This is a genomic window from Streptomyces xanthii (assembly GCF_014621695.1).
Lineage (GTDB): Bacteria > Actinomycetota > Actinomycetes > Streptomycetales > Streptomycetaceae > Streptomyces > Streptomyces xanthii.
Window position 1 is genome coordinate 298,586 of the sequence record NZ_CP061281.1, and the last position, 13,538, is coordinate 312,123.

Here is a 13,538-nt window from a genome sequence, read left to right on the forward strand (position 1 = left end):
TCCAGATCAGTCGGCGATGCGCAGGAGCAGTTTGCCGGTGGAGGTGCGTCCGCCGAGGAGTTCGTGGGCGCGGGACGCCTCCGACAGCGGATGCTCGGCGGTGACGGGGAGGGTGACCGTGCCGTCGAGGGCGGCACGCAGGGCGCGTTCGGTGAGGGCGCGCAGGGCTTCGGGGTCCGACTGCGCCAGATTGAGTACGGAGAAGGCGCTGACGGAGCGGCCCTGCGAGGCGAGTTCGGCCTGGCCGGCCTGCCAGGGGGCGGCGCCGCCGGCGTTGCCGTAGGACACGAGGCGGCCGTAGACGGCGAGGGCGTCCAGACCCCGGCGCAGAGTGTCGCCGCCCACCGGGTCGAGGATCAGGTCGACGCCCCGGCCCCCGGTGGCCCGGCGCACGTCCGCCTCGAAGGTGCCGGGGCGGAACACCTCGTCGTAGCCGTACTTGAGGGCGTAGTCGGCCTTGTCATCGCTGGAGGCGACGCCGTACACCGCGCCGGCGCCCGCCGCGCGGGCGAGCTGCCCGACGGCCGTGCCGATGCCGCCGGCCGCGCCGTGCACGAGGACGGTCTCGCCGGGCTGAAGGCGGCCGACCTCGTGGATCAGGGCGTGCGCGGTGGGCAGGACGGTCGGGAGGGTGGCGGCGGTGCGCAGGTCGAGGCCTCCGGGCAGCGGGAAGACGCGTGCCGCCTGCGCGAGGACGACCTCGGCGTAGCCGCCGCCGTCGACGAGCGCGGCCACTTCCTGCCCGGGGCGCAGGCCTTCGACGCCCTCGCCGATCGCCCGGACGCGTCCGGAGACCTCGAGTCCGGGCCGGAAGGGCAGGGACGGTACGCGGTAGCCCTCGGACCGGGCCTTGACGTCGGCGAAGTTCACCCCCGCCCAGGCGGCGTCGATGGTGATCTCGCCGGGGCCCGGTTCGGGCGCCTCGGCCGTCACGGCCCGGAGTACCTCTGGGCCGCCGTACTGGTCGAACTCGATTGCGCGCATGGGTGCTTACGCCCTCCGTGAGTGTTCGATGGGTTGCGAACACTCGGAACAGTAGCAGTGTACGATGAGCATCGAACACTGCTTTTCGGAGGAGGATCGCGGGATGGCCCAGCGGACCGAGGGATCGAGCCAGGCGAGCCAGGTGAGCCACCGTGCGGCGCCGGTGCACACGCATCCCGACGACGTACCGCTCGTCGCCGCGCTGTCCGCGCTCGCGGACCCGGTGCGCATCCAGTTGGTCCGCGAACTGGCCGGGCATCCCGACTGGGTGCTGAGCTGCAGCGACTTCGACGTACCGGTCGGCCGGGCGGCCAAGAGCCATCACTTCTCCGTGCTGCGTGACGCCGGGCTCGTCGAGCAGCGCGACCAGGGGCCCAGGCGGTTCAACCGGCTGCGCCGCGACGAGTTCGACGCCCGCTTCCCCGGCCTGCTCGCTCTGACGCTGCGCGGCGACGAGGCGTAGACGCGCGACGGGGGACCGCGACGGGGAACAGGGGGCTCCAGGCATCACTCACGGCGCCGCGCGTCACGCGTCACCCACGACCCCACACGTCAGGCGTCACCCACGGCCCCGCGGTCGGGCGCGGACATGTCTCCCGTGGCGGGCGTGCCGTCGGCGAGGGCGTAGCGCAGGTGCACGGCGCCCTTCGGGGTCGCTTCCGGGGGCCCGAGCAGCGTGACGTTGGTGGGCACCTCGCCGCCGTCGAAGACCTTCTTCCCGACGCCGAGCACGATGGGGTGCAGCCAGAGGTCGATCCGGTCGAAGAGCTTCTCGTGCAGCAGCGTCTGCACGAGGTCGAGGCTTCCGACGACCTTGATGTTCTCGTGCCGGTCGCGGATCTCGCGCACCGCCCGCGGCAGATCGGGGCCGAGTTGGGTGGAGCCGGCCCAGGACAGGTCGGGCCGCCCGCGCGAGGCGACGTACTTCGGGACGCTGTTGAACAGGTCGGCGATGTCACCGTCCTCGCCGCCCTTCTGGTGGGGCCAGTACGAGGCGAAGATGTCGTACGTGCGCCGGCCGAGCAGCAGTGCGTCGGTGCCCGCGTACGCGGCGTCGACCTGTGCCCCGGCGACCTCGTCGAACAGCGGTGCCTGCCAGCCGCCGAACGGGAACCCCGCCGGATCCTCGTCGGGACCGCCGGGTGCCTGCGCGACGAGGTCGAGGGTCGCGAACAGTTCGAGGTGGATCAGGCCCATGACGTACTCCCGTGGATTCGGCGGTTCGTCTCCGTACAGGGATAGACCGGACCCGTCCGCCGAAATCATCGCGGCCGCACGACACGCCGCCGGACGGGTCTCAGGCGCCGGCGACGGACGCGTGGCGGTCCAGCTCCGCAGCCAGCCGCCGCATCGCCGTCCCGTTGGCACGCCGCATCGTGGCCCGCACGACAGGCGCCAGCAGCCGGTCGGCGAGCGGGGCGCGCACCCACGCGTAGGTGAACGTGACGCGGCTGCGGCCCGCGCTCAGCGGTTCGACCGTGTAGGTGCCGTGGGCCACGCGTCGGCCGCCCGCGCTGACGTTCCGCTCGACGATGCGCCGCGGCGGATCGGCCTCGACGACCTCGATGGCGACCTCGGCCTTCGCGCCGGCCAGGGCGGCGGTGACCGTGGCGCGCGCACCTGTGCCCCGCTCGGGGCCGCTGCAGCGCCAGTCGGTCAGGTAGTGGTCGGTGAAGCGCTCGTGGTGCGCCATGACGTCGAGGAAGTCGTAGACCCGGCCCGGCGCGTGGGGAACATCGATCGACACGGTGACAGCCCTCATGTACCAAACGGTACACGCATGATGTACCAAACGGTACAGTCGTGTGGTGACACAAACGAATGCCGTACGGGAATCGGGGCGCCGGGGCGCGGACGGGGGCCGGCGCGCCGAGCTGGTGGACGCCGCGCTCGCCCATGTCACGGAACACGGCATCACGGACCTGAGCCTGCGCGGACTGGGCGATGCGATCGGGGTCAGTCATCGCATGCTGATCCACTACTTCGGCACGAAGGAGCAGCTGCTCGTCGAGATCGTGCGGGCGGCGGAGCGGCGCCAGCGCGAGCTGCTGTCCCGCCTGCGCGCGAACCCGGCCCTCTCCCCAGCGGACGCCGCCCGGCACCTGTGGCGGCAGCTGACGGATCCCGCACTCGCCGCGCAGGAGCGCCTCTTCTTCGAGCTGTACGGGTACGCGCTGCGCGGACGGCCCGAAGCCGCGTCGATCCTGGACGGCCTCGTCACGGACTGGCTGGATCCCCTGACGGCCGCCGAGATCGCCGCGGGCACGAACCCGTCGAAGGCCCGCAGCCGGGCCCGGCTGGGTCTGGCCACGGTCCGCGGCCTCCTCCTCGACCTGCTCGCCACGGGTGACCGTGAGGGCGCCGACGCCGCGATGGAGGAGTTCCTGGAGATGTACTACGGCCGCTCGGCGTGATCACGGCTCGGCGAGCTCGACGCTCAACTGCCAGCCGAGTTCCTGGAAGCCCAGCGCGGCGGCGACGCGTCGGGAGGCGAGCGGCCGGGCCCGCCACTGCGGGAGCAGTCCGGCGGCGAGGGCGTGTGCGACCGCCGCCGAGGCGGTCGCACGTGCCAGACCGCGGCCGCGCGCTGCCGGTGCCGTCAGCACGCCGAGGTGGGCCGTCCGGCCGGGCCACGCGCGATAGCCCGCGGCGGCCACCGGCTCGCCGCCCTCACGGACCACGAAGACCGGCGAGGTGATCTCGTCCAGTGCCGCCTCGCCCGCGTCCTCAGTACCGCACAGTTCCGTCAGACGGTTCAACTCAGGGTGTCCGGCGTCCAGTTCAAGCACGGTCGCGCCCGCCCCGACCGTCGTGGCGGGCCGGAAGGCTTCCTCCGTGACGTAGGCCAGCGTCGCCGGGCCGAGCACGCGTGTCACCGGCAGCGCTTCCCGCACGTCCCCGGCGTCCACGGCCCGCTCGGGCGGAAGCCCTGCCAGTGCCCGGCGGACCGTCGCGGCCGCGCGCTCGCCGGGCGCCGTCGCGATCAGCGATCCGCCCAGCGCCACCACACCCACCCAACCGGCTGGGCACAGCGACGACTTCGGGGAGACCGCCACGTCCGCAGCGTCCTGCGCCGCGAACGTCACCGGCGCCCCGGCGAGCCCCTCCCAGAGCGCCCGCGCTCTGCGCAGCAGCGGCAAGGACGGTGACTGAGGCGGCAGTTCTTCCTGGGGCATGATCCGATCCTGCCGGACCGGCGCCGCTCGCCGCCCGGGAATTCTCAGCCGGCGGCCCGTTCTCCGAGGCCGACGGAGGACGCGGGAACCGCTTCAGGCTCCGACTCCCGCACGGCCGACTCCTCCGCCCCCGCCAGCCACAACAGGACGGGAGGAAGGGCCAGTTCGATCGCCGTGAGGGCGAGCTGGAACGAATGCGGACGGCCCTCCACGGCGAGGGAGAGGAGGCGGGCCCCTCCACCCAGGAGGAACACGGCCGCGAGCCAACGGACCGGAGTCGCGGGGATCGGGCGCTGACGTGCGGCCCAGAGCCAGGCCAGCCCGTACCCCACGAAGCTCGCACCCATGAAGCGGCCCCAGCTGTCCACAGTCGCGCCGGCGGAACCGGCCCCGGGGATCGCCGCGTTGCCGAGTGCCACGTGGAGCAGGCCGATCCCCACGCAGGACCAGCCCGTCAGTGAGGTGAGCGCACGCAGAGTTCTGGCCCTGGTCATGATCCCTCCAAGCCGCCGCGGCGGAGCTTAGTTGACATGTGTCTACTTAGGCACCTTCAGCCTGGCGCGCTGGTAGACGTATGTCAACTAAGCTGCTGTCCGTGCCTCCCCGCCAGCGCCTCTCCCCCGCCGACCGCCACGCCCAGCTCCTGGCCGTCGGCGCCCGGCTCTTCGCCGCGCACCCGTACGCCGACGTACTGATGGAACAGGTCGCCGAGTCGGCCGGTGTCTCGCGGGCGCTGCTGTACCGGCACTTCCCCAGCAAGCACGCGCTGTTCGCGGCGGTGTACCAGGAGGCGGCGGACCAGCTGCTCGCCGGTACGCGCTTCGATCCGGCCGAGTCGCTGGTGGAGCAGCTGACGCAGGGGATGGACGTCCATCTCGACTACTTCATCGCCAACCGCAACGCCGTGCTCGCCGCGAACCGGGTCCTGGCGGGCGACCCCGTGATCCAGACGATCATGACGAACGAGCTCGACGCCCTCCGCGCCCGTCTGCTGGCCGTGCTCCCGCTGACGGACGAGCACGCCCGCGAGGCCGTGTCCGGTGTGCTCAAGAGCTGGCTCGTGTTCGTGCGGGTCCTCTGCGTCGACTGGCTCACGCACGAGACGTGCACGCGGACGCAGTTGCGCGATGTCTGCATCGGCGCGGCGATCGGCGCGCTGCGCCCGCTGCTGGCGCAGGACCCGGCGCCCGACCGGCCGCGCCACGGCCCTGTGCGGGGTGACGCGGACGGTGACGCGGACCCGGCGCACCCCACTCCGTAGGCCCGCGCGGTCGGGCCGTTCGGCGTCTCGCGCTCGCCAGGACGAGGCGATCACCTCGGGCGTTTAATGGTGGAAGGGGCGACGGGGGGCCGATCCTCCCAGGAGCAGCGCATGTCCCGGATCCCGAGCAAGGCGTCGCAGGGGGATGCGAGCCGGGGCGGGGCTCTGCGGAGGCTCGGCGAATGGTGCGCCCGGCACTTCGTGATCGTCGTCATCGCCTGGCTGGTCGTCCTGGCGGCGCTGCAGGTGCTCAACCGGTCGTTCGGAGGCGAGTACTCGGACGACTTCTCACTCCCCGGCGTGCAGTCCACGAAAGGGCTCGACGTCCTCGAGGAACACGATCCGGCGGCCGGCGGGTACAGCAGCCAGATCGTGCTTCAGGACGGGAAGGATCCACTGTCGTCGGTGAGCGGCCAGATGGGGCAGACGGTCGGTGACCTGCAGAAGCTGCCGCACGTGCTGTCGGCGCAGAATCCACTGGCGGCGGGCGGCACGCAGCCGTCGTCGAGTTCGGGGCAGGGGACCTCCCCGGCGAACGTGGGCCCGCTGTCCGACGACGGCAGGACCGGTTACATCACCGTCCGCTTCGACGTGCAGCCCTCCACACTGGGCGACGACTACCTCGACGGCGTGGACAGCGCCGTACAGCCGCTGCGCGCGGCCGGCGTGGACGTGGAGTACGGCGGCCCGCTCGGAGAGCTGGCGCGGCCGCCCGCGGACGACCGGGTGAGCGAGGCGATCGGTTTCGCGGTGGCGATCGTGGTCCTGGTCATCGGGTTCGGCAGCGTCATCGCCGCCGCGCTCCCGCTGGTCACGGCGCTGCTCGCGGTGCTCGGCGGGCTGGCCTGTCTGGGCCTGCTGGCGGCCGCGTTCACCTTCGCGACGGTGTCGCCGACCCTGGCGACGATGATCGGCCTGGGCGTCGGCATCGACTACGCGCTGTTCATCATCACGCGCCACCGGCAGAACCTGATCAACGGCGCTGATCCCGTGCGGGCCGCGGGACGCGCGACGGCGACGAGCGGCCGGGCGGTGCTCGTCTCGGGCTGCACCGTGATCATCGCGCTGGCCGGACTCTCCGTGTCCGGGGTGTCGTTCATCAGCAAGCTGGGCCTGGCAGCCGCAGTGACGGTCGTGTCGGCCGTCGCCGGCGCGCTCACCCTCGTCCCCGCGCTGCTCGGCCTCATCGGCAGACGCATCGACCGGCTGCGGCTGGGCCGCCCCGTGGCGGAGGCCGACCCCGATCCGGCGAAGGCCGCGCACGGCACATGGCACCGGTACGCGCAGCGGGTGGAGCGGCGGCCCTGGTGGTTCCTGGCAGGTGGGGTGGTCACGGTCCTGGTGCTCGCGATCCCGCTGCTGTCGATCCAGCTGGGCCACATCGGGGACGGCGCCGACCCGAAGTCGTTCACGGACCGGCGGGCGTACGACATCATGGCCGACGCCTTCGGTCCCGGATCCAACGGTCCGCTCACCGTCGTCGTCGACCAGTCGAGCGTGTCCTCGGGGCAGCGGTCGACGCTCGCCTCGCAGGCACAGAAGACGCTGAACGACGTGGCGGGCGCGGCGGCCGTGACGCCGCTGACCCCGACGAAGGACGGGGACGTGCTGGTCGGCACCGTCTACTCCAAGACCTCGCCGCAGAGCATGGCCACGACCGATCTCACCAACCGCCTCGTCGACGACACGCTCCCGCAGGCGGTCTCCGGCACGTCGGCGCACGGCTACGTCACGGGCACCACGGCCGCGCAGGTCGACTTCCGCGACATCGTGGCGCACCGGCTGCCGCTCATCATCGCCGTGGTCGTCGCGCTCGCCTTCCTGATCATCCTGATCGTCTTCCGCGGCCTGCTCGTCGCGCTCAAGGCCGCCGTGCTCAACGTGCTGTCGATCGCCGCCTCGTACGGCGTGGTGGTGGCCGTGTTCCAGTGGGGCTGGGGCGGTCCCGCGCTCGGCGTCTCGGGGAAGGTGCCGATCGAGAGCTATGTGCCGATGATGATGTTCGCGATCATCTTCGGGCTGAGCATGGACTACGAGATCTTCCTGCTGTCCCGGGTCCACGAGTTCTGGACGCGGTCCGGGGACGCCCGGGCGAGTGTGGCCCACGCACTGGAGATCACCGCGCGGGTGATCACCTGTGCCGCGCTGATCATGGTGAGCGTCTTCGCCGCTTTCATCGTCAGCGACAACATCGTGGTCAAGATGCTCGGACTCGGTCTCGCGGTGAGCGTGTTGATCGACGCGACCGTCGTGCGCCTGCTGCTCGTGCCGGCCGTGATGACCCTGCTCGGCTCGCACGCGTGGTGGACTCCGCACTGGCTCGACCGGGTGTTGCCGCACATCGACACGGAGGGCGAGGACGCGGAGGCGTCGAGCGCCGCCGTCGGTGCGGGGCCGCGTCAGCCCTGAGGCCGGTTCACGTCTTCGGGTCGTCGGCGACGCTCGGATCGGTCGTGTCGAAGTAGACCCGGCCCGAGCCCTCGTCCACGTAGAACGCACCCGTGTACGTGCCCTGTGTCATCCGGCGGTCGAAAGACTCGCTGCGCACCCAACGGGCGCCCTTCGGCAGGTACGGCAGCAGCTCTTCCGGAACCTGATCCGGCCGCTCCGGACGGAAGGGGCCCAAGTCCTGTGCGCGCACGAGGGACTTGGCCTTGCCCGCCGCCAACCGGGCGAAGCCCACGACGCGTACGTCGGTCGGGCCCGGGGCCCGCGAACCGGCGACGCCCAGCACGAGGCCGAGCCAGTGCGGGTCGGAGAGCGGGCCGAGCTCGGTGAAGCGGCGCTCCAGCGGCTCCGGGTCGGTGCGGACTTCGGCGTGACCGTCGTCCTCCTTGCCGGATGGCCGTGTCGGCGCCGGAGCGCACGCCGAGAGGAGCGCCGCCGCGCCCAGTACGAGCGCTCTACGGCGCCCCGGCCCCACTCCGGTGATCATGAATCGGCCTCCCCGCGCTCTCCCCGACCCGTGCGTGATCGTAGCCGGGCCGCCCCGCCCGACATGATGGCGTGGTGAACACGCATCCTCTTCGACTCACCGGGCTCGGCCTGATTCTTCGCCCGTGGACGGACGACGACCTCGACGCCGTACAGGCCCTGTTCGACGATCCCGACGTCGCCCACCGCACTCCGCTGGAGTCACCGTTCGACCCGGGCGCGGCCCTGCGCTATCTGGACAGCGCGGAGCGCGCCCGGCGGGCGGGCGAGCGGGTCCATCTGGCGATCACCACCGACGGTGTCACCGCGTGCGGCGAGGTCCTGCTCAACCGCACGACCCGCAGCATCGGTTACGTCGTCGGCGCCGCGCATCGCGGGCAGGGGCTCGCCGTCCGCGCACTGCGGCTCATGACGGAGTACGCGCACACGACGGCCGCCCTGCCCACGGTGATCCTGGAGATCGAACCGGACAACGGCGCGAGCATCGCCGTCGCCCGCGCCGCCGGCTACCGCCCCTCCGCCTCGGCCCCCGAGACCGTCACCGACAAGGGCCGCACCTACAGCCTCCACCCCTGGGAGCACACTCACCCCGCCGTCTGACGGCGGGACGGCACGCCAGACACGCGTTCACTCACATTCATTGCAACGACAGAGCTCAATCTGTTGCATTAGATCTAGACCCATTGCAACAACTTTGCTGGTTCTAGCTGGAGTTATCCAGTAAGGGCGCAATAAATAAGTTGCCACCTCTTCGAACGCAACGTAGCGTTTCCCATGTCGAGAACACGGGAGCGGAAGCAAAGGGGTGGGGCATGGAACCGCTGCAGAACCAGTCACCGTCGGCACCCGGCGCCGTCGCCGCCTTCGTCCGCTTCACGCTCTGCGGGGGAGGCATCGGCGTCGCCTCCAGCTTCGCGGTGGCCGCGCTGTCCTCCTGGATCCCCTGGGCCCTGGCCAACGCGCTGATCACCGTCGTGTCGACGCTGCTCGCCACCGAGCTGCACGCCCGGTTCACCTTCGGTGCGGGCGGGCACGCCACCTGGCGGCAGCACGCACAGGCCGCCGGGTCCGCGGGCGCCGCGTACGCGATGACCTGCCTGGCCATGTTCGTCCTGCGTCAACTCGCCCCGGGCGCAAGCGCCTTGACCGAGCAGGCCGTCTATCTCACCGCCTCCGCCCTCGCCGGGATCGCCCGGTTCGCCGTCCTGCGCCTGGTGGTCTTCGCCCGTGACCGGGCGCGGACGGTGACGAGCCCCGTCGTCCCCGCCGCCGCGCCCGCCGCGCCGACCGCCCTGTGTCAGGCGGCCTGATCGGCGCGCAGCACCCGGAAGCGGTCCGGGGCCGCCGGATCCCGGTCGACGATCTGGACCGGCGGCCAGGTCCACTGCCACACGTGGGTGCCCTGCGGGCGCGTGAAGCGGATACGGCCCCGGGTGCCCTCCGCGTCGACGAGCGGCCAGGACTTGGCGATCAGGTCACGGTCGACGCCGTGACCGCGGAACACGTCGGTGAGCGCCACGATCGTGTCGTAACCCTCGAAGGCGACGAAGGAGGGTGCCGAGGCCAGGTGGGTGCGCAGCTCCTGCTCGACCCGCGCGCCGAGAGGTGTGAGCGTCTCGGGCAGGTAGCGCAGGAACGGAACCCCCGCGCCGTCGGCGCCGAGCAGCCGACCCCATTCGGCGAACTCGGGCTGTCCGGCCGGAGCTCCGATCAGCAGGCCGGGCAGACGCGGGTCGGCGCGTACCGCCTCGACCAGGGGCACGGCCGGTTCCGGGTGGCCCACCAGGAGGAGCAGGGCTGTGGCGCCGGTCGCCGCGAGCGCGTCGCACAAGGCCTCGGGAGCGAGGGCGGCCGCGTCGAGCGTGGTCACGGTGCCGCCGTGCGGCGCCAGGTGGTCGCGGAGGATCTCGGTGCCGGACGCCCAGTAGACGCTCGGCTGCGCCGCGACGGCGATGTGGGTGTGGCCACCGGCCAGGAGGTGGTCGGCGTAGAGGCGCCAACCCCGGGACTGCGGCGGGGCGATGCGCGCGACGTGGTCCGTCGGGCCGTCGGTGACGAGGGCGTCGAGGACCGCGGACGAGCAGAGGTAGGGCACGCCGAGCGCGGCGGCGGTCGTGGCGGCGGTCCGGGCGACGACGCTGTGGTACTCCCCCACGACGGCGGCGACGCCCGCGGCGGCGAGTTCGGTGACCGCTGCCGCTGCCTTCTCCGGGTCGGCCGCCGTGTCGCGGACCTCGAGGGCCAGCGGCCGGCCCGCGATGCCGCCGGACGCGTTGACGTCCCGTACAGCCGACTCCAGGCCCGCGAGCAGGTGGTGGCCCGCCTCGGACCAGCCGGGGCGGGTCAGGGGGACGAGTGCGCCGATCAGAACCGGTGACGTGTCCGGGTCCGCGGCGGGTGTGGCGGGGTGTGTCGGGGTGACCATGCCGGTCATTTGATCCAGGAGTCACGCTCCGGGGCAAGTCATTAACTCCCGGTCTCCACAAGTGATCCGGGCTGCTCAGGCCGCCCGCTGCGCGACGTCGTCGTCGAGGGCCGCCTGCAGCCAGTCGTGGGCCGAGCCGGGTGTGGGTTCCGGGTGCGCGCCGGCCGGGGTGATCACCTCGGTCACCAGCTCCCAGTAGCCGTCGAGGCGTGGGTCCCCTGCCAGCAGCCGGGCCAGGTCGCGGCGGAAGGCCAGGGTGTCGCGACACCTACGCACGCGTGCGTAGGTGTCGACGAAGCCGTCGAGCGCCTCGCCCGGCCGAGGGGCCCGGCCGGCGCGCAACTGGACGCCCGCCAGGGCGTAAGCCTCGGCCAGCCCCGCGTACAGGCCCGCCACCTCGCGCGGGCCCGCGTCCGCGTGGGCGGCGGGCTGAGTGGGACGGGCCGGCGAGCAGGGCCGGGAGACCATCGCGTGCAGGCGGGCGAAGGCGAGGACCTGGCCGGGGCGCGGCGCGTCGGGGACCTGCGGCACGGCCGCTTCGAGGAACGCCGAGGTCGCCTTCGCGGGCATCCGCACGGGCAGCCAGCCGCGCCAGAACCGGGCGAGCGCGTCCGTGGTCGGCGGGCTGCCGAGCGAACCGACGAGGCGCAGCGTCGCGGCGCGTTCGCGAGGCGCGCTCTGCTGGACGAGCCGGAGCGCGGCCTCCTGCCAGCGCAGCGCCTTCAACTGCCCGCCCAGCGTGTCGAGTTGCTGCGCGACCGCGTCGGCGAACGCGGTGTCGGCAGCGGCCTCCTCGCCGCCTTCGCCCTCTTCCTCGTACTCGTACAGGTCGTCGCGATCGGGACCGGGATCGTGCGCGTCCAGGATCGGGCGGATCTGCGGGAGCGCGAGGCCCAGGCCGCGCAGGGAGCGGATCAGGCGCAGCTGTTCCAGTGCCTCGGGGCCGAATCGGCGGTGGCCGCCGCCGCTGCGTTCCCGTTCGGGCAGCAGGCCGCTCTCGCAGTAGAAGCGCACCGTCTTCACCGTCGTGCCCGCACGCTCGGCGAGCTCTCCGATGCTCCAGCGTCCGTCGTCGTCCACTCGCACTTGAACCTCCCTCAGGGGGAGTTTCTAACCTACCGGCGGCCGGGGACGCACACCGGTTCTCCGGGCCACCAGCAGACCGAGCGGGGAGTGTGACATGAGCGTGTTCATCGTGGTCCCGGGCTTCTTCACGGATGCCGGGGCATGGGCGGAGTCGGCCCGGCGGCTCACCGAGGCCCGGCCCGGGGACGAGGTCCGCGTCGTCGGGCTGCCCGGTGCCGAGGACGCGGCGGGCGCCGGAGCCGTCACTCTGGACGCCCACATCGAGCGGGTCGTCGCCGCCGTCGACGCCGCCGGGGTCCCCACGGAGCGGGATCTCGTCCTCGTAGGGCACGACTACGGCGTCTTCGCGGTGCAGGGAGCCGCCGACCGCCGGGCCGAGCGCGTCGCCCGGATCGTCTACATCGACTCGCCGATTCCCGCCGACGGCACACCGGCGCTGGCCGCGGTGCCCGACCAGTCGCTGCGCGCGTCCTTGTTCGCGCAGGGGGCGGCGCAGGGCGGGGAAGCCGGGGACGCGGTGCCGGTGCCCGCGCCGGAGCAGTGGCAGTACTGGGGCAGTGTCCGGGACCTTTCCGATGCCGCGCTCGAACGGCTCACCGCCGCGGCCTCGCCCCACCCCGTCGCCACGCTGACCGAGCCCCTGAAGCTGACGGGTGCGGCTGCCGGCATCCCCACCACCGGCATTCTCTGCCACTACAACGGCGCCTCGATCGAGACCGTGCGCATGCGGATCCGCTTCGGCGATCCGATGCTCGTCGCGCTGGCCCGACCGGACGTCACCTTCTTCGAACTCCCCACCGGCCACTGGCCGATGCTCACCCATCCCGATCTGCTCGCGCGGACGCTGATCGCCGCGGCGGCCGGCGAGGGCGAGCGGCTCGACGCGCCACCGGCCGAGTCGGAGGCGGCCGCGAAGGCGGCCGAGAGCCCGGGCACCTTCCTCCTCGACGTACCGCCGCTGCCGCGCGAACGCCACGGAAACCTCGATCTGTACCTGCCCGAGGGAAGCGAGAGCGCCGATGAACTTCCCCTGCCCGCCGTCCTGTTCGTCCACGGCGGGCCCGTGCCGAAGGGCGTCGAGCCGACGCCGCGCGACTGGCCGGTCCTCACCGGGTACGCCCGGCACGCCGCCTCGCTCGGGGTCGTCGGCGCCACCGTCGACCACCGGCTGCACGATGTGACCGACTATCCGGTGGCCGCCGCGGATCTGGCCGACGCCGTGCGGGCACTGCGCGAGGACCCGCGTGTGGACGGCGACCGGATCGCCCTGTGGTTCCTGTCGGGCAGCGGACCGCTGACCGCCGAGTGGCTCGACGGTCCGCCGTCCTGGCTGCGCTGCCTGGTCGCCTGCTACCCGATCATGGCGCCGATGCCGAACTGGGGCGTGCCGGCCGGACGGTTCCGTCCGGCCCAGGTGATCGGCCGCGCGGGCGCGCTGCCGATCGTCGTCCTGCGCCCGGAGCTGGAGCAGCCGGCGTTCGCGGACACGGTCGACCAGTTCCTACGGTCCGCCGACGCCGCGGAGGGATCGGTGGTCGAGGTCATCGGGATCCCCGGTGCGCGGCACGGATTCGAGGGCCTCGACCACACCGGCGCCGCGCGCGACGCGGTCCGGCGCGCGGTCACGTACGTCCTCGACCGGCTGGGGGCGCCGGGCGGCGCCTGACGGTCA

Annotated in this window: 15 protein-coding genes; 7 read left to right on the forward strand and 8 right to left on the reverse strand. The window is 72.7% G+C overall.

The genetic code is table 11. The features are described 5' to 3' along the window. Positions 1 to 6 precede the first annotated feature (6 nt). Positions 7 to 984 carry a quinone oxidoreductase family protein gene (locus tag IAG42_RS01390; RefSeq protein WP_188335151.1) on the reverse strand — a complete coding sequence of 326 codons (978 nt, stop codon included), beginning with the start codon at positions 982 to 984 and terminating at the stop codon, positions 7 to 9. Between the two features lie 103 nt (positions 985 to 1,087). Here IAG42_RS01390 and IAG42_RS01395 point away from each other — a divergent pair, with 103 nt between their 5' ends. Next, positions 1,088 to 1,447, forward strand: a complete 360-nt coding sequence (locus tag IAG42_RS01395) for an ArsR/SmtB family transcription factor (RefSeq protein WP_223205802.1) — start codon at positions 1,088 to 1,090, stop codon at positions 1,445 to 1,447. Positions 1,448 to 1,536: 89 nt separating this feature from the next. Here the strand turns inward: IAG42_RS01395 and IAG42_RS01400 are convergent, their stop codons facing one another. Beyond that, entirely contained in the window at positions 1,537 to 2,181 is a 645-nt protein-coding gene (locus IAG42_RS01400) for a dihydrofolate reductase family protein (protein ID WP_188335153.1), read from the reverse strand. Positions 2,182 to 2,281: 100 nt separating this feature from the next. After that, positions 2,282 to 2,746: an SRPBCC family protein gene (locus IAG42_RS01405; RefSeq protein WP_188335154.1), complete on the reverse strand. Its 465-nt coding sequence runs from the start codon at positions 2,744 to 2,746 to the stop codon at positions 2,282 to 2,284. 46 nt (positions 2,747 to 2,792) lie between these two features. Here IAG42_RS01405 and IAG42_RS01410 point away from each other — a divergent pair, with 46 nt between their 5' ends. Then, positions 2,793 to 3,398 carry a TetR/AcrR family transcriptional regulator gene (locus tag IAG42_RS01410; RefSeq protein ID WP_223205803.1) on the forward strand — a complete coding sequence of 202 codons (606 nt, stop codon included), beginning with the start codon at positions 2,793 to 2,795 and terminating at the stop codon, positions 3,396 to 3,398. Here the strand turns inward: IAG42_RS01410 and IAG42_RS01415 are convergent, their stop codons facing one another. Continuing rightward, positions 3,399 to 4,160, reverse strand: coding sequence for a GNAT family N-acetyltransferase (locus tag IAG42_RS01415; RefSeq protein ID WP_188335155.1), 762 nt, complete (start codon positions 4,158 to 4,160; stop codon positions 3,399 to 3,401). A gap of 44 nt (positions 4,161 to 4,204) precedes the next feature. Beyond that, entirely contained in the window at positions 4,205 to 4,654 is a 450-nt protein-coding gene (locus IAG42_RS01420; RefSeq protein WP_188335156.1) for a DUF4345 domain-containing protein, read from the reverse strand. Between the two features lie 101 nt (positions 4,655 to 4,755). On the opposite strand from IAG42_RS01420, the gene IAG42_RS01425 reads away from it, so the two are divergent. Together IAG42_RS01425 and IAG42_RS01430 are read left to right on the forward strand one after the other, a co-directional pair. After that, positions 4,756 to 5,421, forward strand: coding sequence for a TetR/AcrR family transcriptional regulator (locus IAG42_RS01425; protein WP_188335157.1), 666 nt, complete (start codon positions 4,756 to 4,758; stop codon positions 5,419 to 5,421). A 111-nt stretch (positions 5,422 to 5,532) separates the two neighbouring features. Then, positions 5,533 to 7,830 carry an MMPL family transporter gene (locus IAG42_RS01430; RefSeq protein WP_188335158.1) on the forward strand — a complete coding sequence of 766 codons (2,298 nt, stop codon included), beginning with the start codon at positions 5,533 to 5,535 and terminating at the stop codon, positions 7,828 to 7,830. A 7-nt stretch (positions 7,831 to 7,837) separates the two neighbouring features. Here the strand turns inward: IAG42_RS01430 and IAG42_RS01435 are convergent, their stop codons facing one another. After that, positions 7,838 to 8,356, reverse strand: a complete 519-nt coding sequence (locus IAG42_RS01435; RefSeq protein ID WP_188335159.1) for a hypothetical protein — start codon at positions 8,354 to 8,356, stop codon at positions 7,838 to 7,840. Positions 8,357 to 8,430: 74 nt separating this feature from the next. Between IAG42_RS01435 and IAG42_RS01440 the strand changes: the two genes are divergently transcribed. Then, positions 8,431 to 8,955: a GNAT family N-acetyltransferase gene (locus tag IAG42_RS01440; RefSeq protein ID WP_188335160.1), complete on the forward strand. Its 525-nt coding sequence runs from the start codon at positions 8,431 to 8,433 to the stop codon at positions 8,953 to 8,955. Positions 8,956 to 9,167: 212 nt separating this feature from the next. Next, entirely contained in the window at positions 9,168 to 9,665 is a 498-nt protein-coding gene (locus IAG42_RS01445) for a GtrA domain-containing protein (RefSeq protein ID WP_188335161.1), read from the forward strand. Here the strand turns inward: IAG42_RS01445 and IAG42_RS01450 are convergent. Both IAG42_RS01450 and IAG42_RS01455 read right to left on the reverse strand, forming a co-directional pair. Further along, positions 9,653 to 10,780 (reverse strand): ABC transporter substrate-binding protein, encoded by a 1,128-nt coding sequence (locus IAG42_RS01450; RefSeq protein WP_188335162.1) that lies wholly within the window; start codon positions 10,778 to 10,780, stop codon positions 9,653 to 9,655. The genes IAG42_RS01445 and IAG42_RS01450 overlap by 13 nt on opposite strands. A 75-nt stretch (positions 10,781 to 10,855) precedes the next feature. Continuing rightward, positions 10,856 to 11,866 (reverse strand): MerR family transcriptional regulator, encoded by a 1,011-nt coding sequence (locus IAG42_RS01455; RefSeq protein ID WP_188335163.1) that lies wholly within the window; start codon positions 11,864 to 11,866, stop codon positions 10,856 to 10,858. 94 nt (positions 11,867 to 11,960) lie between these two features. Here IAG42_RS01455 and IAG42_RS01460 point away from each other — a divergent pair, with 94 nt between their 5' ends. Continuing rightward, complete coding sequence (locus IAG42_RS01460; protein WP_188335164.1) at positions 11,961 to 13,532, forward strand: alpha/beta hydrolase family protein; 1,572 nt, start codon at positions 11,961 to 11,963, stop codon at positions 13,530 to 13,532. The last annotated feature ends 6 nt before the right edge of the window (positions 13,533 to 13,538 follow it).